The sequence below is a fragment of the uncultured Comamonas sp. genome (assembly GCF_964277875.1).
Lineage (GTDB): Bacteria > Pseudomonadota > Gammaproteobacteria > Burkholderiales > Burkholderiaceae_C > Comamonas > Comamonas sediminis.
Genome location: NZ_CAXYJV010000029.1, coordinates 1 through 14830, shown reverse-complemented (window position 1 = coordinate 14830; position 14830 = coordinate 1). Strand labels below are relative to the sequence as shown.

Genomic DNA, 14830 nt, shown 5'->3' with positions numbered 1-14830 from the left:
AAGATGCGCATCTTGTTGTGGCCCTTGAACACGGTGGGCTGCACATAGTAGCCGCCTTCCAGATCGCCGCCCAGCTTGGCTTCGGCGCCGCCGATCAGCACCTCGGCGCCTTCCTGGCGGCCCAGGTCCAGGTAGCTGCTGATCTTGATCAGCTGCTCCTTGCTGGCCTGCGCACCCATCATGCTGTCGGTGTCCAGTGGGTTGCCGTGTTTGATGGCGGCAATGCGCTTGAGCACCTTTTCCATGAAGCGGTCATAGATGGATTCATGGATCAGTGCGCGGCTGGGGCAGGTGCAGACCTCGCCCTGGTTGAAGGCAAACAGCACCAGCCCTTCGATCGCCTTGTCCAGGAAGGCGTCGTCATGGTCCATCACATCGGCGAAGAACACATTGGGCGACTTGCCGCCCAGCTCCAGGGTAGCGGGAATCAGGTTGTTGGCGGCGGCCTGGGCGATGACGCGGCCCGTGCTGGTCGAGCCGGTAAAGGCGATCTTGGCAATGCGCTTGCTGTTGGCCAGCGGCATGCCCGCCTCCCGGCCGTAGCCGTTGACCACATTGAGCACGCCGGTAGGCAGCAGGTCCTCGATGAGCTCAATGAGAATCAGCAAGCCGATGGGCGTGGATTCGGCCGGCTTGAGCACCACGCAGTTGCCTGCGGCAAGGGCGGGGGCCAGCTTCCAGGCGGCCATCAGGATGGGGAAGTTCCAGGGAATGATCTGGCCGACGACGCCCAGTGGCTCATGGTAGTGGTAGGCCACGGTGGTGTTGTCGATCTCGCTGATGCCGCCTTCCTGCGCGCGCAGTGCGCCAGCAAAGTAGCGGAAGTGGTCGGCCGCCAGCGGAATATCGGCATTGAGCGTCTCGCGAATCGCCTTGCCGTTGTCCACGGTTTCGGCATAGGCCAGCAGTTCGGTGTTGGCGTCGATGCGGTCGGCAATCTGCAGCAGCACATTGGAGCGCTCGGCGGCTGATTTCTTGCCCCAGGCGTCTGCCGCCGCATGGGCGGCATCCAGTGCCAGCTCCACGTCTTCAGCCGTCGAGCGTGCCGCCTGCGTGTAGACCTGGCCATTGATCGGCGAGACCACATCAAAGTACTGGCCCTTGACGGGCGCCTTCCACTGGCCGCCGATGAAGTTGTTGTACTGCTTTTTGTAGCTGATCTTGGCGCCCGATTGGCCGGGAAATACGTATTGCATGGTTTGTCTCCTTGGAAATTGGATGTCTCAAGCTGATTCGCGCCGCTGGCAAAACCGCTGAAGGCACGAGTCACCATGGACATATCAAGATGCATGCCAGCGTGAAAAGCGCGGCAAGTGCTTGATTTTTATCAGTCTGATAGCGCGCAATGGCAGCCGCTGGTACAGCGCCGGACAGTGCAGGTGTTCCAATCTGGAACAGTCGGACAGCGTCATGGCTATTCGCGGCTTCTCCGAGCGGCTGCTTTCCTATACTGTCCCCATGGGCCTGCGCAGACAGGCTTGCAAGGAGACGACATGGATCCCCAGATCACCTCCCAGGTGCTGCGTCAGGCACGGGTGCATTTGTTGGCACATGGTGAATGCCCGCCCGGGGCCGTGCAGGCGCGCATTGCCAGCTCCTGGGAGCGCAGTCTGCGCGCAGGGGTGCAACCGGTGGGCCGTGTCTCTGGCGGCGATCCGCTGACGGGGACCGAAATGCGCCAGGTGCTCACCCGCAGCGAAGATCTGCTCGCCATTGCCCGGCCGGTGATGGACTATGTGTTCGAGCAGATCCAGGACAGCCACAGCATGGTCATCCTGGCCAATGCCCAGAGCACCTTGCTGCACACCTTGGGCGATGCGCCGTTTCTGAACAAGGCCGAGCGGGTGGCGCTGCGCAGTGGCGCGATCTGGACCGAAGAGGCGCGCGGCACCAATGCGATCGGCACGGCACTGGTGGAGGCTACACCGCTGCGCGTCGAAGGCGCCGAGCACTTTCTGGAAGCCAACAGCTTTTTGAACTGCGCGGCCTCGCCCATCTTCAGCGCCCAGGGCCAACTGCTGGGCGTGCTCGATATCTCCGGCGACCAGCGGCTGGCCCAGGCCCATACCCTGGGGCTGGCCACCACTGCGGCCCGCATGATCGAAAACCGCTGGCTGCTGGCGCGCCACCAGCGCGACTGGCGCATGCATTTCCACACCCAGGCCGAAGGGGTGGGCACCGCCGCCGAAGGCATTCTGGCGCTGGCGCCGGATGGCTTGCTGTTGGGCGGCAACCGCGCGGCCATGCAAAGCCTCAAGATCGCCGCCGCCGACTGGGGCCATCTGCACTGGGATGACATCAGCGCCATGCCGTTGCGCGACTGGCTGGCCCGGGGCCACAGCCACACCGAACGCCTGCACCTGGCGGCCCTGCACACCGGCCGCAGCGTGTTTGCGCGCCTGGTGCTGCCCCTGCAAGCCACAGCGGCAGCCGCTACGCCAGCTGTGCTGAGCAGCGATCGCGCTGTCCGTGTGCCGCTGGCGGCGGCGCCTCTGCGGCCTGCGCCCGATGCGCTGGCCCAGCTCGACACCGGCGACCCGACCTGGCGCGCTGCCGCAGAGCGTGGCCGGCGCACCTTGGGCAAGGGCATTGCCTTGCTGGTGCAGGGCGAATCGGGCGTCGGCAAGGAGCTGTTTGCCCGCGCCTTGCATGACAGCAGCGCCCGCCATGCCGGGCCTTTTGTGGCCATCAACTGTGCGGCGATTCCAGAGCATTTGATCGAGGCCGAACTGTTTGGCTACGAGTCAGGAGCTTTTACCGGCGCCCGGCGCGATGGCCAACTGGGCCGTTTGCGCGAGGCCCAGGGCGGCACCTTGTTTCTCGATGAGATTGGCGATATGCCGCTGGCACTGCAAACCCGCTTGCTGCGCGTGCTGCAGGAGCGCAGCATCACGCCGCTGGGGGGCGGCAAGGCCCAGCAGCTGGACTTTGCTTTGGTCTGCGCCACCCACCACCAGCTGCGCGAGGCCGTGGCGCAAGGGCGCTTTCGGGCCGATCTGTTCTACCGCATCCATGGCCTGGCCTTGCAGTTGCCCGCGCTGCGCGAGCGCAGCGACCGCGAGGCCATCACCCGCCGCTTGCTGGACCAGTTCAACCCCGGCCAGCCGGTCAGGCTGCACCCCGATCTGGCCTTTGCGATGGCGCACTACCCCTGGCCCGGCAACCTGCGCGAATATGCTAACGCGCTGCAGACCGCGTCGGCGCTGCTGCTGCCCGGTGAGGACACGATTGGCTGGTCCCAGCTCTCGGACGATCTGGCGCAGGAGCTGCTGCGCTACCGCGAAGGCGCGCCGATGGCGGTCGCCGCTTTGGCAGCGCAAGCGCAGCCGCCCAGCCTGCCGGCCACCGATCTGAAAACCCTCTCCCATGCTGCCATTGCCCAGATGCTGCAGCAGTGCCGGGGCAATGTGTCGCAGGCAGCCAAGCTGCTGGGCATCAGCCGGCAGACCCTGTACCGCCGGCTCAAGGCGGCTTAGCATGGCCTAAGATAGCGCTTCGCCGGAACATGGTGTGCCGGCCGTTTGTTGGAATACCCATGCCCGCCTCTGAAAACGCCGCTGTCGCCCCCTGGTCTTCCCGATTCTGGGCCGATATCAGCACGCGCGAATTTGCCCAGGCGCAGACCAGCGGCCTCGCAGCCAGCACGGTGGCAGTGCTGCCGGTGGGCGCGGTGGAGCAGCATGGCCCGCATTTGCCGGTCTCCGTCGATGCCACCTTGCTGCAAGGCATTGTGGCGGCGGCGCTGCCCCTGCTGCCGGCCGATGTGCCGGTGCTGGTGCTGCCGGCGCAGAACATTGGTCTGAGCACCGAGCACCTGAACTTTCCCGGCACCCTGAGCCTGCCGCCCAAGCTCATCATCGATCTCTGGACGGCGCTGGGCCAAGCAGTGGCGCGGGCGGGCATCCGCAAGCTGCTGATGTTCAACACCCATGGCGGGCAGGTGGCGGTGATGGATATCGTCGCGCGCGAACTGCGCATGGCCCATGGCATGCTGGTCTACAGCAGCAGCTGGGGCGGGCTGCCGTTGCCGGCCGAAGTGACGGGTTTGTTCAGCGCCGAGGAGCACCGCTTTGGCATCCATGGCGGCGAGGTGGAAACCTCGATGATGCTGCACCTCGCACCTGCGCAGGTGGACATGGCGCAGGCGGGCTGTTTCCATTCCACGTCGCAGGACCGGGCGCGGCGCTTTGCGATTGTGGGCAACGGCAAGAGCGCCAAGATGGGCTGGGCGATGGAAGACTACAACCCCTGCGGCGCCGTCGGCAATGCCGCTGGCGCCACGGCAGACAAGGGCCGCGCGGTGGTCGAGGCAGCGGCCCGGCAACTGGCCTTGCTGCTGCAGGAGATCCACCAGCTGGAGTGGACAGTAGCTCCCCGCTGAAGTCTTGCACGCGCAGAATCAGCCGCCCAGTACCTGGCTGAACACGGCCGCATCCACATTGCCGCCGGTCAGCGCCAGGCCCATGGTCTGGCCGGCGATCAGCTCGCGCTCCTGCAGCGCGGCGGCCAGCGCAGCGGCACCTGCGCCTTCGGCGACATTGTGGGTATCGGTGAACAGGCAGCGCATGGCTTCGCGCACTTCGTCGTCGCTGACGGCCACCAGGTGGTCCAGGTGCTGGCGCAGCACGGGCAGGGCCATCGGGTCGGCGCGGCGCACGGCCATGCCGTCGGCAATCTCGGTGCTGACCACCGCCTCGACCACCTCACCGGCGGCGATGGAATCGCGGTAGGTGGTGGCACCCGTGCTGATCACCCCGACAATGCGCACCGGGTGCTGCAAGGCCAGCTTGGCGGCCACGGCCGCACAGGCGCCCGAGCCCAGGCCAATCGGCACATAGACGGTCTGCAAATGCGGCACGGCGCGCAAAAACTCCCACCAGTAGGTGCTGACGCCGCTGACCAGGTCCGGGTGGTAGCTGGGCACCATATGGGCGCCGTTCTGCTCGGCCAATGCAATCGCATGCTCGCGGGCGGACTGGAAGTCGTCGCCGTGCTCGATCAGCTCCGCACCCAGCGAACGCATCGCCATGTTCTTCTCGACCGAGTTGCCATGGGGCACGACGATGGTGCAGCGCACGCCATGGCTGCGCGCGGCCCAGGCGATGCTCTGGCCGTGGTTGCCGCGCGTGGCGCTGATCACCTGGGCGGGCAGGTTGCCGCGCGCGGCCATCTGCGCAAAATAGGCCAGGCCGCCCCGGATCTTGAATGCGCCGACCGGCGTGTGGTTCTCATGCTTGAGCCAGCACTCGGCCCCCAGGCGTTCGCCCAGCAGCTGCCAACGGTACTGCGGCGTGGCCTGGAACTCACGGTAGACGATGCGGGAGGCGGCCTCAATCTCGGCGAGGCTGGGAAGGGAGATGGCTTGCATAGGTCAAAAAAGGGTGCGTTGAAGAGCGGATCAGAGAGGGCTGCGCAGCTGCACCGGCCCCTTGGGCGTGTGCAAATCGGCGACCAGCGCCGGCGTGCTGGCCTGGGCCACTTGCAAGGCCGGGTTGCCAACCAGGCCCAGCGCTTGTAGCGCCGTTTTCAGAGCATCGGCATCGGGATGCAGCAGCTGCAACTGCTGCAGCGCAACGCCCTTGTCCGCCATGCTGGCTTCCGGGTGCTGCTCCCCCCATTCAATCAACGTGGGCAGCAGACCTTGCAGCAGGCGCTGGCCGTCGGGCCGCAGCCCAATCTGCCAGGCCAGCAGGCCCCGGGGCGTTTGCCGGCTGGCGGCCTGGGGTGTACCGGCGGCATGGCCCAGCGCGCGCAAGGCCTCGGTGGCCTGTGCGATGCCGTTGACGCGTGCGACCCAGTGGGTCAGCTGCGGCCCCTGGCTGCGCACCTGCGCCTGCAGCGCGCTGTCGTCAATGTCAAACCAGCGGCGGTGGCTGCTGGGCGCCTGGCCTTGCGGGTCGACCGCGATGATCTCCAGGTAGCTGCCCGCAAAAGCCGGGCTGCTGATGCGCAGCAGGCGGTTGTGGGTGCCCATGAAGGCATGCTGGCCGCCTGCGTCAGGCGTCACGCCCAGGGTCGCCTCGCACCAGGCCAGGCCTTCATCCAGGCTGGCCGCCATGACGACGAGGTGGTCCAGGGCGGCATGGCTCACAGCAGCACCTCGCCCCGGATGCCGGCGGACACATGGCCGCCGACCCAGACCTGGCCGGCCGCATCTTGCGCGATGTTGACGATGCCGCTGCGGTCCAGGTTGATGCCCTGGCTGGCAACATAGGGGGCCTGCAGATGGCCATCGGCCAGCAGCCACTGCGCCAGGCTGGCGTTGAGGCTGCCGGTGATCGGGTCTTCGCTGAGGCTGGCGCCGGTGTTGAACCAGACCCGCACCTCGATATCGACCTCAGGCGGGCGGCTGGCCTGGCCCGAGGCGCCATCAAAGGCACGCGCCTCGCGGCTGGCGCGGCCGATCAGCGTCTTGCCCGCTTGCGGGTACAGCGCCGCCACCGCCAATTCCATGCCTAGGCCATGCAGCGCCGTCAGATCGGGCTGCATCGCGAGGATGGTGTCAGGGTCGTCCAGCAGCAGGGCCCAGAACTCGGGTCCGTTGTTGAGCTTTTGGCGGGCCAGCACCTGGCCTGCGTGTAGACCGGTAGCCTGCAGCACCGGGGCCAGTTCTGCATCTGCAATCTCGCTGCGGCTGAGCGACGGGGCGGCAAAGGTTAGACGGCCGCTGCGCGCGTCCTGCTGCAAGGGCACCAGGCCCTTGGCACATTCCTGCACCACGCGGCCGGCGTGCTGCGGCTGGCCACCGGCTGCCAGCCAGGCATGGCAGCTGCCCAAGGTGGGGTGGCCGGCAAAAGGCAGCTCGCCGCCGGGGGTGAAGATGCGCACCCGGTAGTCCGCACCCTGGGCACGGCCCTCGGGTGTGGGTGGCAGCAAAAAGGTGGTTTCGGACAGGTTGGTCCAGCGGGCAAAGGCCTGCATGGCCTCATCGCCCAGGCCTTCGCTGTCCAGCACCACGGCCAGCGGGTTGCCACGGTAGGCGGTTTCGGAAAACACATCGACCTGCATAAAGGCGCGTGTACGCATGGGAACTTCCTTTCCTTCAATATTCAAAGAATGACCTGGCCTGTCAGCACGCTGTGCACCTGGCCCTGTACCCAGATCTGGCCTTGCGCATCGGCCACCAGGCGCATGCGGCCTGCGCGGCCGATGGCGGCCCCTTGTTGCACGCGGTACGGCAAGGCGATATGGCCGGCAGCGCCGAGCCACTGGGCCAGGCTGGCATTGAGGCTGCCGGTGGCCGGGTCTTCGGCGATGCCATGGGCGGTCAAGGTGATGCCGCGCACTTCCAGCACCGGCTCTGCCGCCATCGCCCCGCTGCTGGGTGTGTGGATGGCGCAGAGGCCGGCTTTGACGCCCAGTGTCCGCAGCGCCGCCGCGTTGGGCTGGGCGCGTGGCAGCATATCGGTGCTGCGCATCAGCAAACCCATCCAGCGCGATCCGTTGTCCAGCCACTGCGCGGCGACCAGGTCATCGGCCTGCAAGGCCAATGCGGCCAGCACCTGTGCCTGCAGACCGGCAGGCACCTCGCTGCGCTGCAGCGGTGGCGCGGCAAAGGCCAGGCCTGCGTGGTCCATGCCGCTCGCAGAGGACGAGCGTTGGATGCTGACCAGGCCCTTGGCACATTCCTGCACCACCACCTGCGCCTGGCGCGGCGTACCGCCCGCGTTGAGCCAGGCCTGGCAACTGCCCAAGGTAGGGTGGCCGGCAAAGGCCAGCTCGCCTGCCGGGGTGAAGATGCGCAGCCGGTAGTCAGCGCCACCTGCGGCCCCCTCGGGCGTGGGCGGCAGCACAAAGGTGGTTTCGGACAGGTTGGTCCAGCGGGCAAAGTCCAGCATGGCCGCGTCGCCAATGCCTTCGCCATCGAGCACCACGGCAAGCGCATTGCCTTGCAGCGCATGGTGGGCAAATACATCGAGCTGGGCAAAGCGGCGTGGCTGCATGGTAGGGGGGTGGAGGGAAAAAAAGCAGGGCGCGCCGTGGTGGCGCGCTGCGGGGCGCGGGTTGGGCGGCGCTTACTCGATCGTGATGTCCAGCACGCCCCGGCTGGCCGGGCGGGCCAGCATCGCGGCAAACCAGCGTTCCACATGCGGGTAGTGGGGCCGCTGGTAGGCGGCGGCGGGCAGGTTCCACCAGCGGTGCACCTCGCAGGCGACGGGGATGTCGGCCATGCCGAACTGCGCGCCTTGCAGATAAGGGCGGCTGGCCAGATGGCGGTCCAGCAGTTGCAGCAAGGGCTCCATCGCGGCGATGGACGCGGCGATCTTTTGGGCATCGCGCTGCTCGGGTGCGGTGCGGATAAGCTGGATAAAGGCATCGCGCCCGGCGGGGTTCATCGTCGTTTGCTGCCAATCCATCCAGCGCTCGGCATCAAAGCGCTGGGCCAGCGCTGGCGGGTAGAGCACACCGGGTGAGTAGCGGGCGCAGAGGTAGCGCACGATCACGTTGGATTCGAACAGGGTCAGCTGCATGGCGCCTTCGCCGTCTTCGATCACCGGCACCATCGCATTGGGGTTGCGGGCCAGGTACTCGGGCGTCTGCGTGCCGCCGAACTTGCCGCCGGTGTCTATGCGCTCAAACGCAACGCCCACTTCCTGCGCGGCCCAGACGGCCTTGCGCACATTGATCGAGCTGATGCGGCCCCAGATTTTCAGCATGTGTCTTCCTTGGTGTGTGCTGCGTGGTGGTGTGGTGGCCAGAGAGCCTGCCTTGCGGGCCTGCTCTCTGGCGATATGGCCTGCTGGCTTATCGGGCGGCCAACGTGGCCCGCACCGTATCGGCCAGTGCCTTGATGGCGATATGGATCTGCTCTTCCGAGGCCGTCACATAGGACAGGCGCATCGTGCGGTTGTCAGGCTGGCTGGCATAGAAGGCGCTGCCGGGCACATAGGCCACATTGCGCTCGACGGCGGCTGGCAGCATGGCAACGGTGTCAATGCCTTCAGGCATGCGCACCCAGAGGAACATGCCGCCCGTGGGCGTGGTCCACTGCACATCCAGGTCGGCGAAATGCGTGCGCAGTGCGGCCAGCATTGCATCGCGCTGCTTTTTGTAGAGCGCGCGGATGGTGGGCACATGCTGGTCCAGAAAACCGCTTTGCACCACCTCGGCCACCATGCGCTGGTTGAAGGTGGGCGTGTGCAGATCGGCCGCCTGCTTGGCCTGCAGCAGCTTGCCATAGACCGCCTTGGGGGCCACCACATAGCCCAGGCGCAGGCCCGGTGCCAGCACTTTGGAGAAGGAGCCCAGGTACACGCCGCCTTCCGGGTTGCGGGCCGTCAGTGGGGCGGGCGGCGCCTGGTCGTACCAGAGGTCGCCGTAAGGGTTGTCTTCGAGAAACGGAATACCCAAGGTGGCCAGGCGGTCCACGACAGCCTGGCGGCGGGCCTCGTCCATGCTGCGGCCGGTGGGGTTCTGGAAGTTGGGCAGCAGGTAGACCATGCGTGCCTTGTCCGCGCCCTCGCCCGCCTTGCGCGCCAGGTCGTCGGGGATCACGCCATGGTCATCGCTGTCCACGCCCACCACCCGGGGCTGCTGGGGCGAGAAGGCCTGCAGGGCGCCCAGATAGGTCGGCGTCTCCACCAGAAGGCGGCTGCCCTCGTCGAGCAGGATCTTGCCCATCAAATCCAGGCCCTGCTGGGAGCCGGTGGTGATCAGCACCTGGTCGGGGCTGACGTCCCAGGGCAGTTGCTTGGCCACAAACTCGCGCAATGGCGCATAGCCTTCGCTGGCGGCGTATTGCAGTGCAGACGCACCGTCCTGCAGCAGTACCTTGTCGGCTGCTTCCTTGAAGGCAGCGATCGGGAAGGTCTTGGGGGAGGGCAAGCCACCGGCCAGGCTGATGATGCCAGGCTTCTCGGTCACTTTCAGGATCTCGCGGATCACCGAGGGGTTCATGCTGGCGGCGCGTTTGGCCAAGGTCCAGTTCGTCATCATTTCCTCATCTCTTTGACAGGCAGCCGGGGCGACAGCGCCCTGGCCGGGGTGGATGCAGCGCAGAGCCACCGCAGGTTGGAATGGTGGCAGTGGCCGGGCGTCTGGGGTTGGGCACGGCGGGCGGACACTGCCGGCAGGCTTTTGGCCTGCATGGTTCTATGCAGGGGCAGGCCAGCGCACAGGCCTGCCGGTGGGACTTTGATTGTCCAATTAGTAGAGGGCTAGTGGGCAGCGGCACAGACTTTATTACCTGCAGGCTCAGGCCTTGACCATCCATACCGCCGTCAGCACCAGGATCAGCGCCATCGCCCGGTTGAACCAGAGCAGACGCTGGCCCTGGGCCAGCCAGCTGCGTAGCAGCGCGCCGACCGAGGCATACAGAAAGTTGCTGGCAAAGGCGTAAAACAGCATCACCGGCAGCACAATCGCCAGACGCGCCAACGCATCCTGAAAGCCGACAATCCAGCCCGCGACAATGGCCAGCGCCAACAGCCAGGCCTTGACGTTGACAAACTGCAGGCCCACGGCCTGCCAAAAACCGAGCAGATGGCCGTTTTGGGTCTCGGCCAGTTGGCCGCTGCGGCTGAGTTTGTAGGCCAGCCAGACCAAGTACACAATGCCGACCGCCTTGATGGCGCCTTTGAGGGCGGGCGCTGCCATCACCAACGCACCCACGCCGCTGGCGCACAGCAGCAGCAACGCACCCCATCCGATCGGCACGCCCCAGACAAAGCGCATCGCCGGCTTGAGCCCCCAGTTGGCGCCCATGGCTGCAGCCATCGTCGTGTTGGGCCCGGGGGTAAAGCTCATGGCCGTGGCCAGAACCAGAAATGCGCTGAACTCTACGGCGGTCATTGTCGTTGTCATGGTGATCGTGTCCACTGCCTTCGGGGAGGCCCATCATGCACCGGCGCTGCCAGCTTTTGTCGGGGCGGAGGCGCAGGCCAGTTGCAGCGGAGACAGCCGGGACCTTGGGGGCAGGCTTGCCTCAAATAATGTAGCTTTGATAGCAATACAGTTACAGTACAGACAGAAAATCAATACCATGAACTGTATTGGTGCCAAAACCGGTACATCTCCCCTCTATTGCCATGCTGACCCGCGACACCACCCATACCCTGACCGAGCAACTGGCGGCGCGCTTTGCAGAACGCATCCGATCGCGCCTGTTACCAGCCGGTGCACGCCTGCCATCGGTGCGGGCCTGTGCCGCCCAGCAAAGCGTGAGTCCCTATACGGTAGTTGCCGCTTACGACTTGCTGCAGGCCCAGGGCTTGGTGGAGGCGCGCCGCCAGCGCGGCTTCTACGTGCGCGACTATGTGGCCAAGGCCGTGGTCACTGCACCTGCGGTGCCGCCGGTGGTCAAGGACAGGACCTTGAAGGATGCGGTGTCGCTGTCGCTACCGGCCGCATCGGCCCGTATCAATGCAACCTCGCTCATTCGCGGCATGATGCACAAGGCCACGCATCCGCAGCCGGGGGCTGGCATGTTCCCGCCCGAATGGCTGCAGAACCAGTTTCTGCAATCGGCGCTGCGCAAGGTCGTGGGTTCGGACGCGCTGCATGCCATGCACTGGAGCTACGGCGCGCCCATGGGCGATGAGCTGCTGCGCGCGCTGCTGGCCGATCGCCTCAAGGAGCTGGGCTTGCCGGTGGGGATGGAGCAGGTGATGACCACGATGGGCGCCACCCAGGGCCTGGACATTGTCAGCCGCACCTTGCTGAAGGCGGGCGATGCGGTGATGGTGGAGGAGCCGGGTTGGTCGGTAGAGTTTGCCCGGCTGGCAGCACTGGGCATGCAGGTGCTGCCGGTGCCGCGCGGGCCCGATGGCCCGGATCTGGCCGTCATGCGCCATTACTGCGAGACCCATGCGCCCAAGCTGTATGTCAGCGTCAGCGTGCTGCACAACCCCACCAGCTACAGCCTGCACCCGGCAGCGGCCCACCAGGTGCTGCAGCTGGCGCAGGCCTTCAATTTCTATATTGTTGAGGACGACACCTACAGCCATATCGCACCCGAGCATGCCACCCGGCTCAGCGTGCTCGATGGCCTCCAGCGCAGCATCTATGTGAGTGGCTTTGCCAAGATCCTGGCGCCCAACTGGCGCGTCGGCTATATGGTGGCGCCACCGGATCTGGTGGACCGCATGCTGGACACCAAGCTGCTGTCCACCTTGACCAGCCCGGCGCTGATGGAGCGCGCGATGGCGCTGTGCATCGAAAACGGCCAGCTGCGGCGCCATATCGAGCGCATGCGCAGCCGCCTGGTGCAGGCGCGCAAGCACAGCGTACCGCTGGCGCTGGAGTCCGGCTGCCGCTTTGTCACCGAGCCCGCAGGCATGTTCGGCTGGGTGGATACCGGCATGGATACCGAGGTACTGGCCCAGCGCATGCTCGATGAAAACTACCTGATTGCGCCGGGCAGCCTCTTCCATGCCAGCCGCCAGCCATCCACCTTGATGCGCATCAACTATGCCTGCACGCAGGACCCGAGCTTCTGGCGGGTCTACCAGCAGGTGCGTGCGGAGTTCCCGCAGGCCGAACCCATGCCGCGCTGAGCCGCTGAGGGCTGAGCGCGGCGCCGGATCAGCTGGCCAGCTCTTCCCAGCGCATCAAGGCTTCGAGCAGCTGCTCTTCAATGGCGGCATCGCGCTGCTGCAACTGCATCGCCTGGCCGTAGTCCTTGGTGTAGAGGCTGCCATCGGCCAGCTTGGCCTGGATGTCCTTCTGCTCGGCCTCCAGCTCGGCGATACGGGCCGGCAAGGTATCCAGATCGCGCTGGTCCTTGTAGCTGAGCTTGCGCTTGGGCTGTGCGCTGGGCGCAACTGCCGCAGCGGGCGCTGGCGCGGGGGCCGCTGCGGCGGCCTTGGTCTCCTTGGCTTGCTTGCTGGCCTGGGCAGCGTCGCGCTGCTCGGCAATCTCACGCGAGCGGCGCGACTGGATCAGCCAGTCCTGTACCGAGCCTTCGTACTCGCGCCAATGGCCATCGCCTTCGGCGGCGATGATGCTGGTGACCACGTTGTCCAAAAAGGTCCGGTCATGGCTGACCAGGAAGACGGTGCCGTCGTACTGCTGCAGCAAGTCTTCCAGCAGGTCCAGGGTGTCGATGTCCAGGTCATTGGTCGGCTCGTCCAGCACCAGCACATTGGCCGGGCGGGCAAACAAGCGGGCCAGCAGCAAGCGGTTGCGCTCGCCACCCGACAGGGAGCGCACTGGCGAGTGCGCGCGTGCCGGCGAGAACAGGAAATCGCTCAGGTAGCTTTTCACATGCTTGCGCTGGTTGCCGATCTCGATCCATTCGCTGCCCGGGCTGATGAAGTCCTCCAGGGTCGCATCCAGATTGATCGCATCGCGCATCTGGTCAAAATACGCCACCTGCAGGTTAGCGCCTTGGCGGATTGTGCCGCTGTCTGCAGCCAACTCGCCCAGAATCATCTTCAGCAAGGTGGTCTTGCCAGCGCCGTTGGGGCCGAGCAGACCGATCTTGTCACCGCGCAGCACCGTGGTGCTGAAGTTGCGCACAATGGTCCGGTCGCCAAAACGCTTGCTGACGTCGGTCAGCTCCGCCACGATCTTGCCTTGGTAGGCACTGCCCACGCCCGAGGCAATGTCCATCTTCACGCTGCCCTGGGCGGTGCGGCGTGCCGCATGTTCGCTGCGCATTACCTTGAGCCGCTCGATCCGGCTCTGGCTGCGCGTGCGGCGGGCTTCGACGCCCTTGCGGATCCAAATCTCTTCCTGGGCCAGCAATTTATCGGCCTTGGCATTGATCACCGACTCTTGTGCCAGCTGCTCCTGCTTTTGCACCACGTACTGCGCAAAGTTGCCGGGGTAGCTGCGCAGCTGGCCACGGTCGAGCTCGACAATGCGGGTCGCGACCGCATCCAGAAAGGAGCGATCGTGGGTAATAGTGATGATGCTGCCCTTGAACTCCTTGAGCAGGTCTTCCAGCCAAGCGATGGAGTCCAGATCCAGGTGGTTGGTCGGCTCATCGAGAAACAGCACATCGGGGCGCAATACCAGCGCCTGGGCCAGCGCCACGCGCTTTTTCACACCGCCGGACAGATTGCCGACGACCGCTTGTGGGTCCAGGTGCAGGCGTTGCAGGGTTTCTTCCACGCGCTGCTCCCAGTTCCAGGCATCAAAGGCCTCGATCTGGGATTGCAGGGCATCCAGGTCCTCGCCGTCTTCGGCGGCAAAGTAGCGGTCACGGATGGCGGTCACTTCCGCCAGGCCGTCAGAGGCTGCTTCAAAGATCGTGTGTTCCAGGTTCAGGTTGGGTTCCTGGGCCACATAGGCGATGCGCAAGCCGTTCTGCAATTGCAGTTGGCCGTCATCGGCCTTCTCCATGCCGGCGAGAATCTTCAGCAGCGAGGACTTGCCTGCGCCATTGCGGCCAATGAGGCCAACCCGCTCCTGGGACTCCAGGGCGAAGTCTGCGTGGTCCAGTAAGGCAACGTGGCCAAAGGCGAGTTGCGCGTCTAATAAGGTAATCAATGCCATGTTGGCGCCATTATCGGGTGCGCGCCAACAGCGGCCCGGTTGCAGGGGGATCGGCGCCGGCAGGCGCTGCATCTGCTGCTGCCATGTCCCTGCGTCGTCATCTGTAGGTCATGCGGATGCGGTTCAATCAGAAATTTTCGCCAACTGCGTGACGCCCCGGGAAAACGCCTATACAATAGCGTCTATCGACAGCACGATGCCTTGCAAAGCTGCCAGACTCGAAAGAGGGCGGTTCGCAAGGTTTGTTTTTTTGAGGTGCTGACAAGGGGATGGCGGAGACGCTGAAAACTTTGTCAAACAGTTCAAAAAGCTGTGCTACAATACAAGGCTTCGCTGATCACGGCGAAGGGGGTCTGAGGGTTGAAGCTCTTGGGTCAGGTCTTTAAAAATT

12 protein-coding genes are annotated in these 14830 nt (G+C 65.4%); 3 read left to right on the top strand and 9 right to left on the bottom strand.

Features of this window, described 5'->3' with window-relative positions:
• Positions 1 to 1196, bottom strand: a 1196-nt coding sequence (locus ACHWUQ_RS10895) for an aldehyde dehydrogenase family protein (RefSeq protein WP_394681132.1), incomplete at its 3' end; no start/stop codon positions are given.
• Positions 1197 to 1493: 297 nt separating this feature from the next.
• On the opposite strand from ACHWUQ_RS10895, the gene ACHWUQ_RS10890 reads away from it, so the two are divergent.
• Positions 1494 to 3476, top strand: coding sequence for a sigma-54-dependent Fis family transcriptional regulator (locus ACHWUQ_RS10890; RefSeq protein ID WP_394681131.1), 1983 nt, complete (start codon positions 1494 to 1496; stop codon positions 3474 to 3476).
• Between the two features lie 59 nt (positions 3477 to 3535).
• On the top strand, positions 3536 to 4381 hold the full coding sequence (locus ACHWUQ_RS10885; RefSeq protein WP_394681130.1) for a creatininase family protein: 846 nt from the start codon (positions 3536 to 3538) through the stop codon (positions 4379 to 4381).
• Positions 4382 to 4399: 18 nt separating this feature from the next.
• On the opposite strand, the gene ACHWUQ_RS10880 is transcribed toward ACHWUQ_RS10885, so the two are convergent.
• The 7 genes from ACHWUQ_RS10880 to ACHWUQ_RS10850 all read right to left on the bottom strand — a co-directional run bounded on the left by ACHWUQ_RS10880 (position 4400) and on the right by ACHWUQ_RS10850 (position 10791).
• Positions 4400 to 5368 carry a threonine dehydratase gene (locus ACHWUQ_RS10880; protein WP_312417161.1) on the bottom strand — a complete coding sequence of 323 codons (969 nt, stop codon included), beginning with the start codon at positions 5366 to 5368 and terminating at the stop codon, positions 4400 to 4402.
• 30 nt (positions 5369 to 5398) lie between these two features.
• Entirely contained in the window at positions 5399 to 6091 is a 693-nt protein-coding gene (locus tag ACHWUQ_RS10875) for a VOC family protein (RefSeq protein ID WP_394681129.1), read from the bottom strand.
• Positions 6088 to 7026, bottom strand: a complete 939-nt coding sequence (locus ACHWUQ_RS10870) for a PhzF family phenazine biosynthesis protein (protein WP_394681128.1) — start codon at positions 7024 to 7026, stop codon at positions 6088 to 6090. Before ACHWUQ_RS10870 ends, ACHWUQ_RS10875 begins: the two co-directional genes overlap by 4 nt.
• 23 nt (positions 7027 to 7049) lie before the next feature.
• Positions 7050 to 7943: a PhzF family phenazine biosynthesis protein gene (locus tag ACHWUQ_RS10865; RefSeq protein WP_394681127.1), complete on the bottom strand. Its 894-nt coding sequence runs from the start codon at positions 7941 to 7943 to the stop codon at positions 7050 to 7052.
• A gap of 72 nt (positions 7944 to 8015) precedes the next feature.
• Entirely contained in the window at positions 8016 to 8657 is a 642-nt protein-coding gene (locus ACHWUQ_RS10860) for a glutathione S-transferase (RefSeq protein WP_394681126.1), read from the bottom strand.
• A gap of 88 nt (positions 8658 to 8745) precedes the next feature.
• Positions 8746 to 9933, bottom strand: a complete 1188-nt coding sequence (locus tag ACHWUQ_RS10855; RefSeq protein ID WP_312460937.1) for a PLP-dependent aminotransferase family protein — start codon at positions 9931 to 9933, stop codon at positions 8746 to 8748.
• 261 nt (positions 9934 to 10194) lie between these two features.
• Positions 10195 to 10791 carry a LysE family translocator gene (locus tag ACHWUQ_RS10850; RefSeq protein ID WP_312460940.1) on the bottom strand — a complete coding sequence of 199 codons (597 nt, stop codon included), beginning with the start codon at positions 10789 to 10791 and terminating at the stop codon, positions 10195 to 10197.
• Between the two features lie 236 nt (positions 10792 to 11027).
• On the opposite strand from ACHWUQ_RS10850, the gene ACHWUQ_RS10845 reads away from it, so the two are divergent.
• Positions 11028 to 12494, top strand: coding sequence for a PLP-dependent aminotransferase family protein (locus tag ACHWUQ_RS10845; protein ID WP_394681125.1), 1467 nt, complete (start codon positions 11028 to 11030; stop codon positions 12492 to 12494).
• A gap of 28 nt (positions 12495 to 12522) precedes the next feature.
• On the opposite strand, the gene ACHWUQ_RS10840 is transcribed toward ACHWUQ_RS10845, so the two are convergent.
• Positions 12523 to 14439, bottom strand: a complete 1917-nt coding sequence (locus ACHWUQ_RS10840; protein ID WP_312835640.1) for an ATP-binding cassette domain-containing protein — start codon at positions 14437 to 14439, stop codon at positions 12523 to 12525.
• Between the last annotated feature and the right edge of the window lie 391 nt (positions 14440 to 14830).

What these genes read in the sequence shown, in the direction of transcription:
- ACHWUQ_RS10890 (WP_394681131.1), top strand. Translation starts at nt 1,494, where the DNA reads ATGGATCCCCAGATCACCTCCCAGGTGCTGCGTCAGGCACGGGTGCAT.
- ACHWUQ_RS10885 (WP_394681130.1), top strand. Translation starts at nt 3,536, where the DNA reads ATGCCCGCCTCTGAAAACGCCGCTGTCGCCCCCTGGTCTTCCCGATTC.
- ACHWUQ_RS10880 (WP_312417161.1), bottom strand. Translation starts at nt 5,368, where the DNA reads ATGCAAGCCATCTCCCTTCCCAGCCTCGCCGAGATTGAGGCCGCCTCC.
- ACHWUQ_RS10870 (WP_394681128.1), bottom strand. Translation starts at nt 7,026, where the DNA reads ATGCGTACACGCGCCTTTATGCAGGTCGATGTGTTTTCCGAAACCGCC.
- ACHWUQ_RS10865 (WP_394681127.1), bottom strand. Translation starts at nt 7,943, where the DNA reads ATGCAGCCACGCCGCTTTGCCCAGCTCGATGTATTTGCCCACCATGCG.
- ACHWUQ_RS10860 (WP_394681126.1), bottom strand. Translation starts at nt 8,657, where the DNA reads ATGCTGAAAATCTGGGGCCGCATCAGCTCGATCAATGTGCGCAAGGCC.
- ACHWUQ_RS10855 (WP_312460937.1), bottom strand. Translation starts at nt 9,933, where the DNA reads ATGACGAACTGGACCTTGGCCAAACGCGCCGCCAGCATGAACCCCTCG.
- ACHWUQ_RS10850 (WP_312460940.1), bottom strand. Translation starts at nt 10,791, where the DNA reads ATGACCGCCGTAGAGTTCAGCGCATTTCTGGTTCTGGCCACGGCCATG.
- ACHWUQ_RS10845 (WP_394681125.1), top strand. Translation starts at nt 11,028, where the DNA reads ATGCTGACCCGCGACACCACCCATACCCTGACCGAGCAACTGGCGGCG.
- ACHWUQ_RS10840 (WP_312835640.1), bottom strand. Translation starts at nt 14,439, where the DNA reads ATGGCATTGATTACCTTATTAGACGCGCAACTCGCCTTTGGCCACGTT.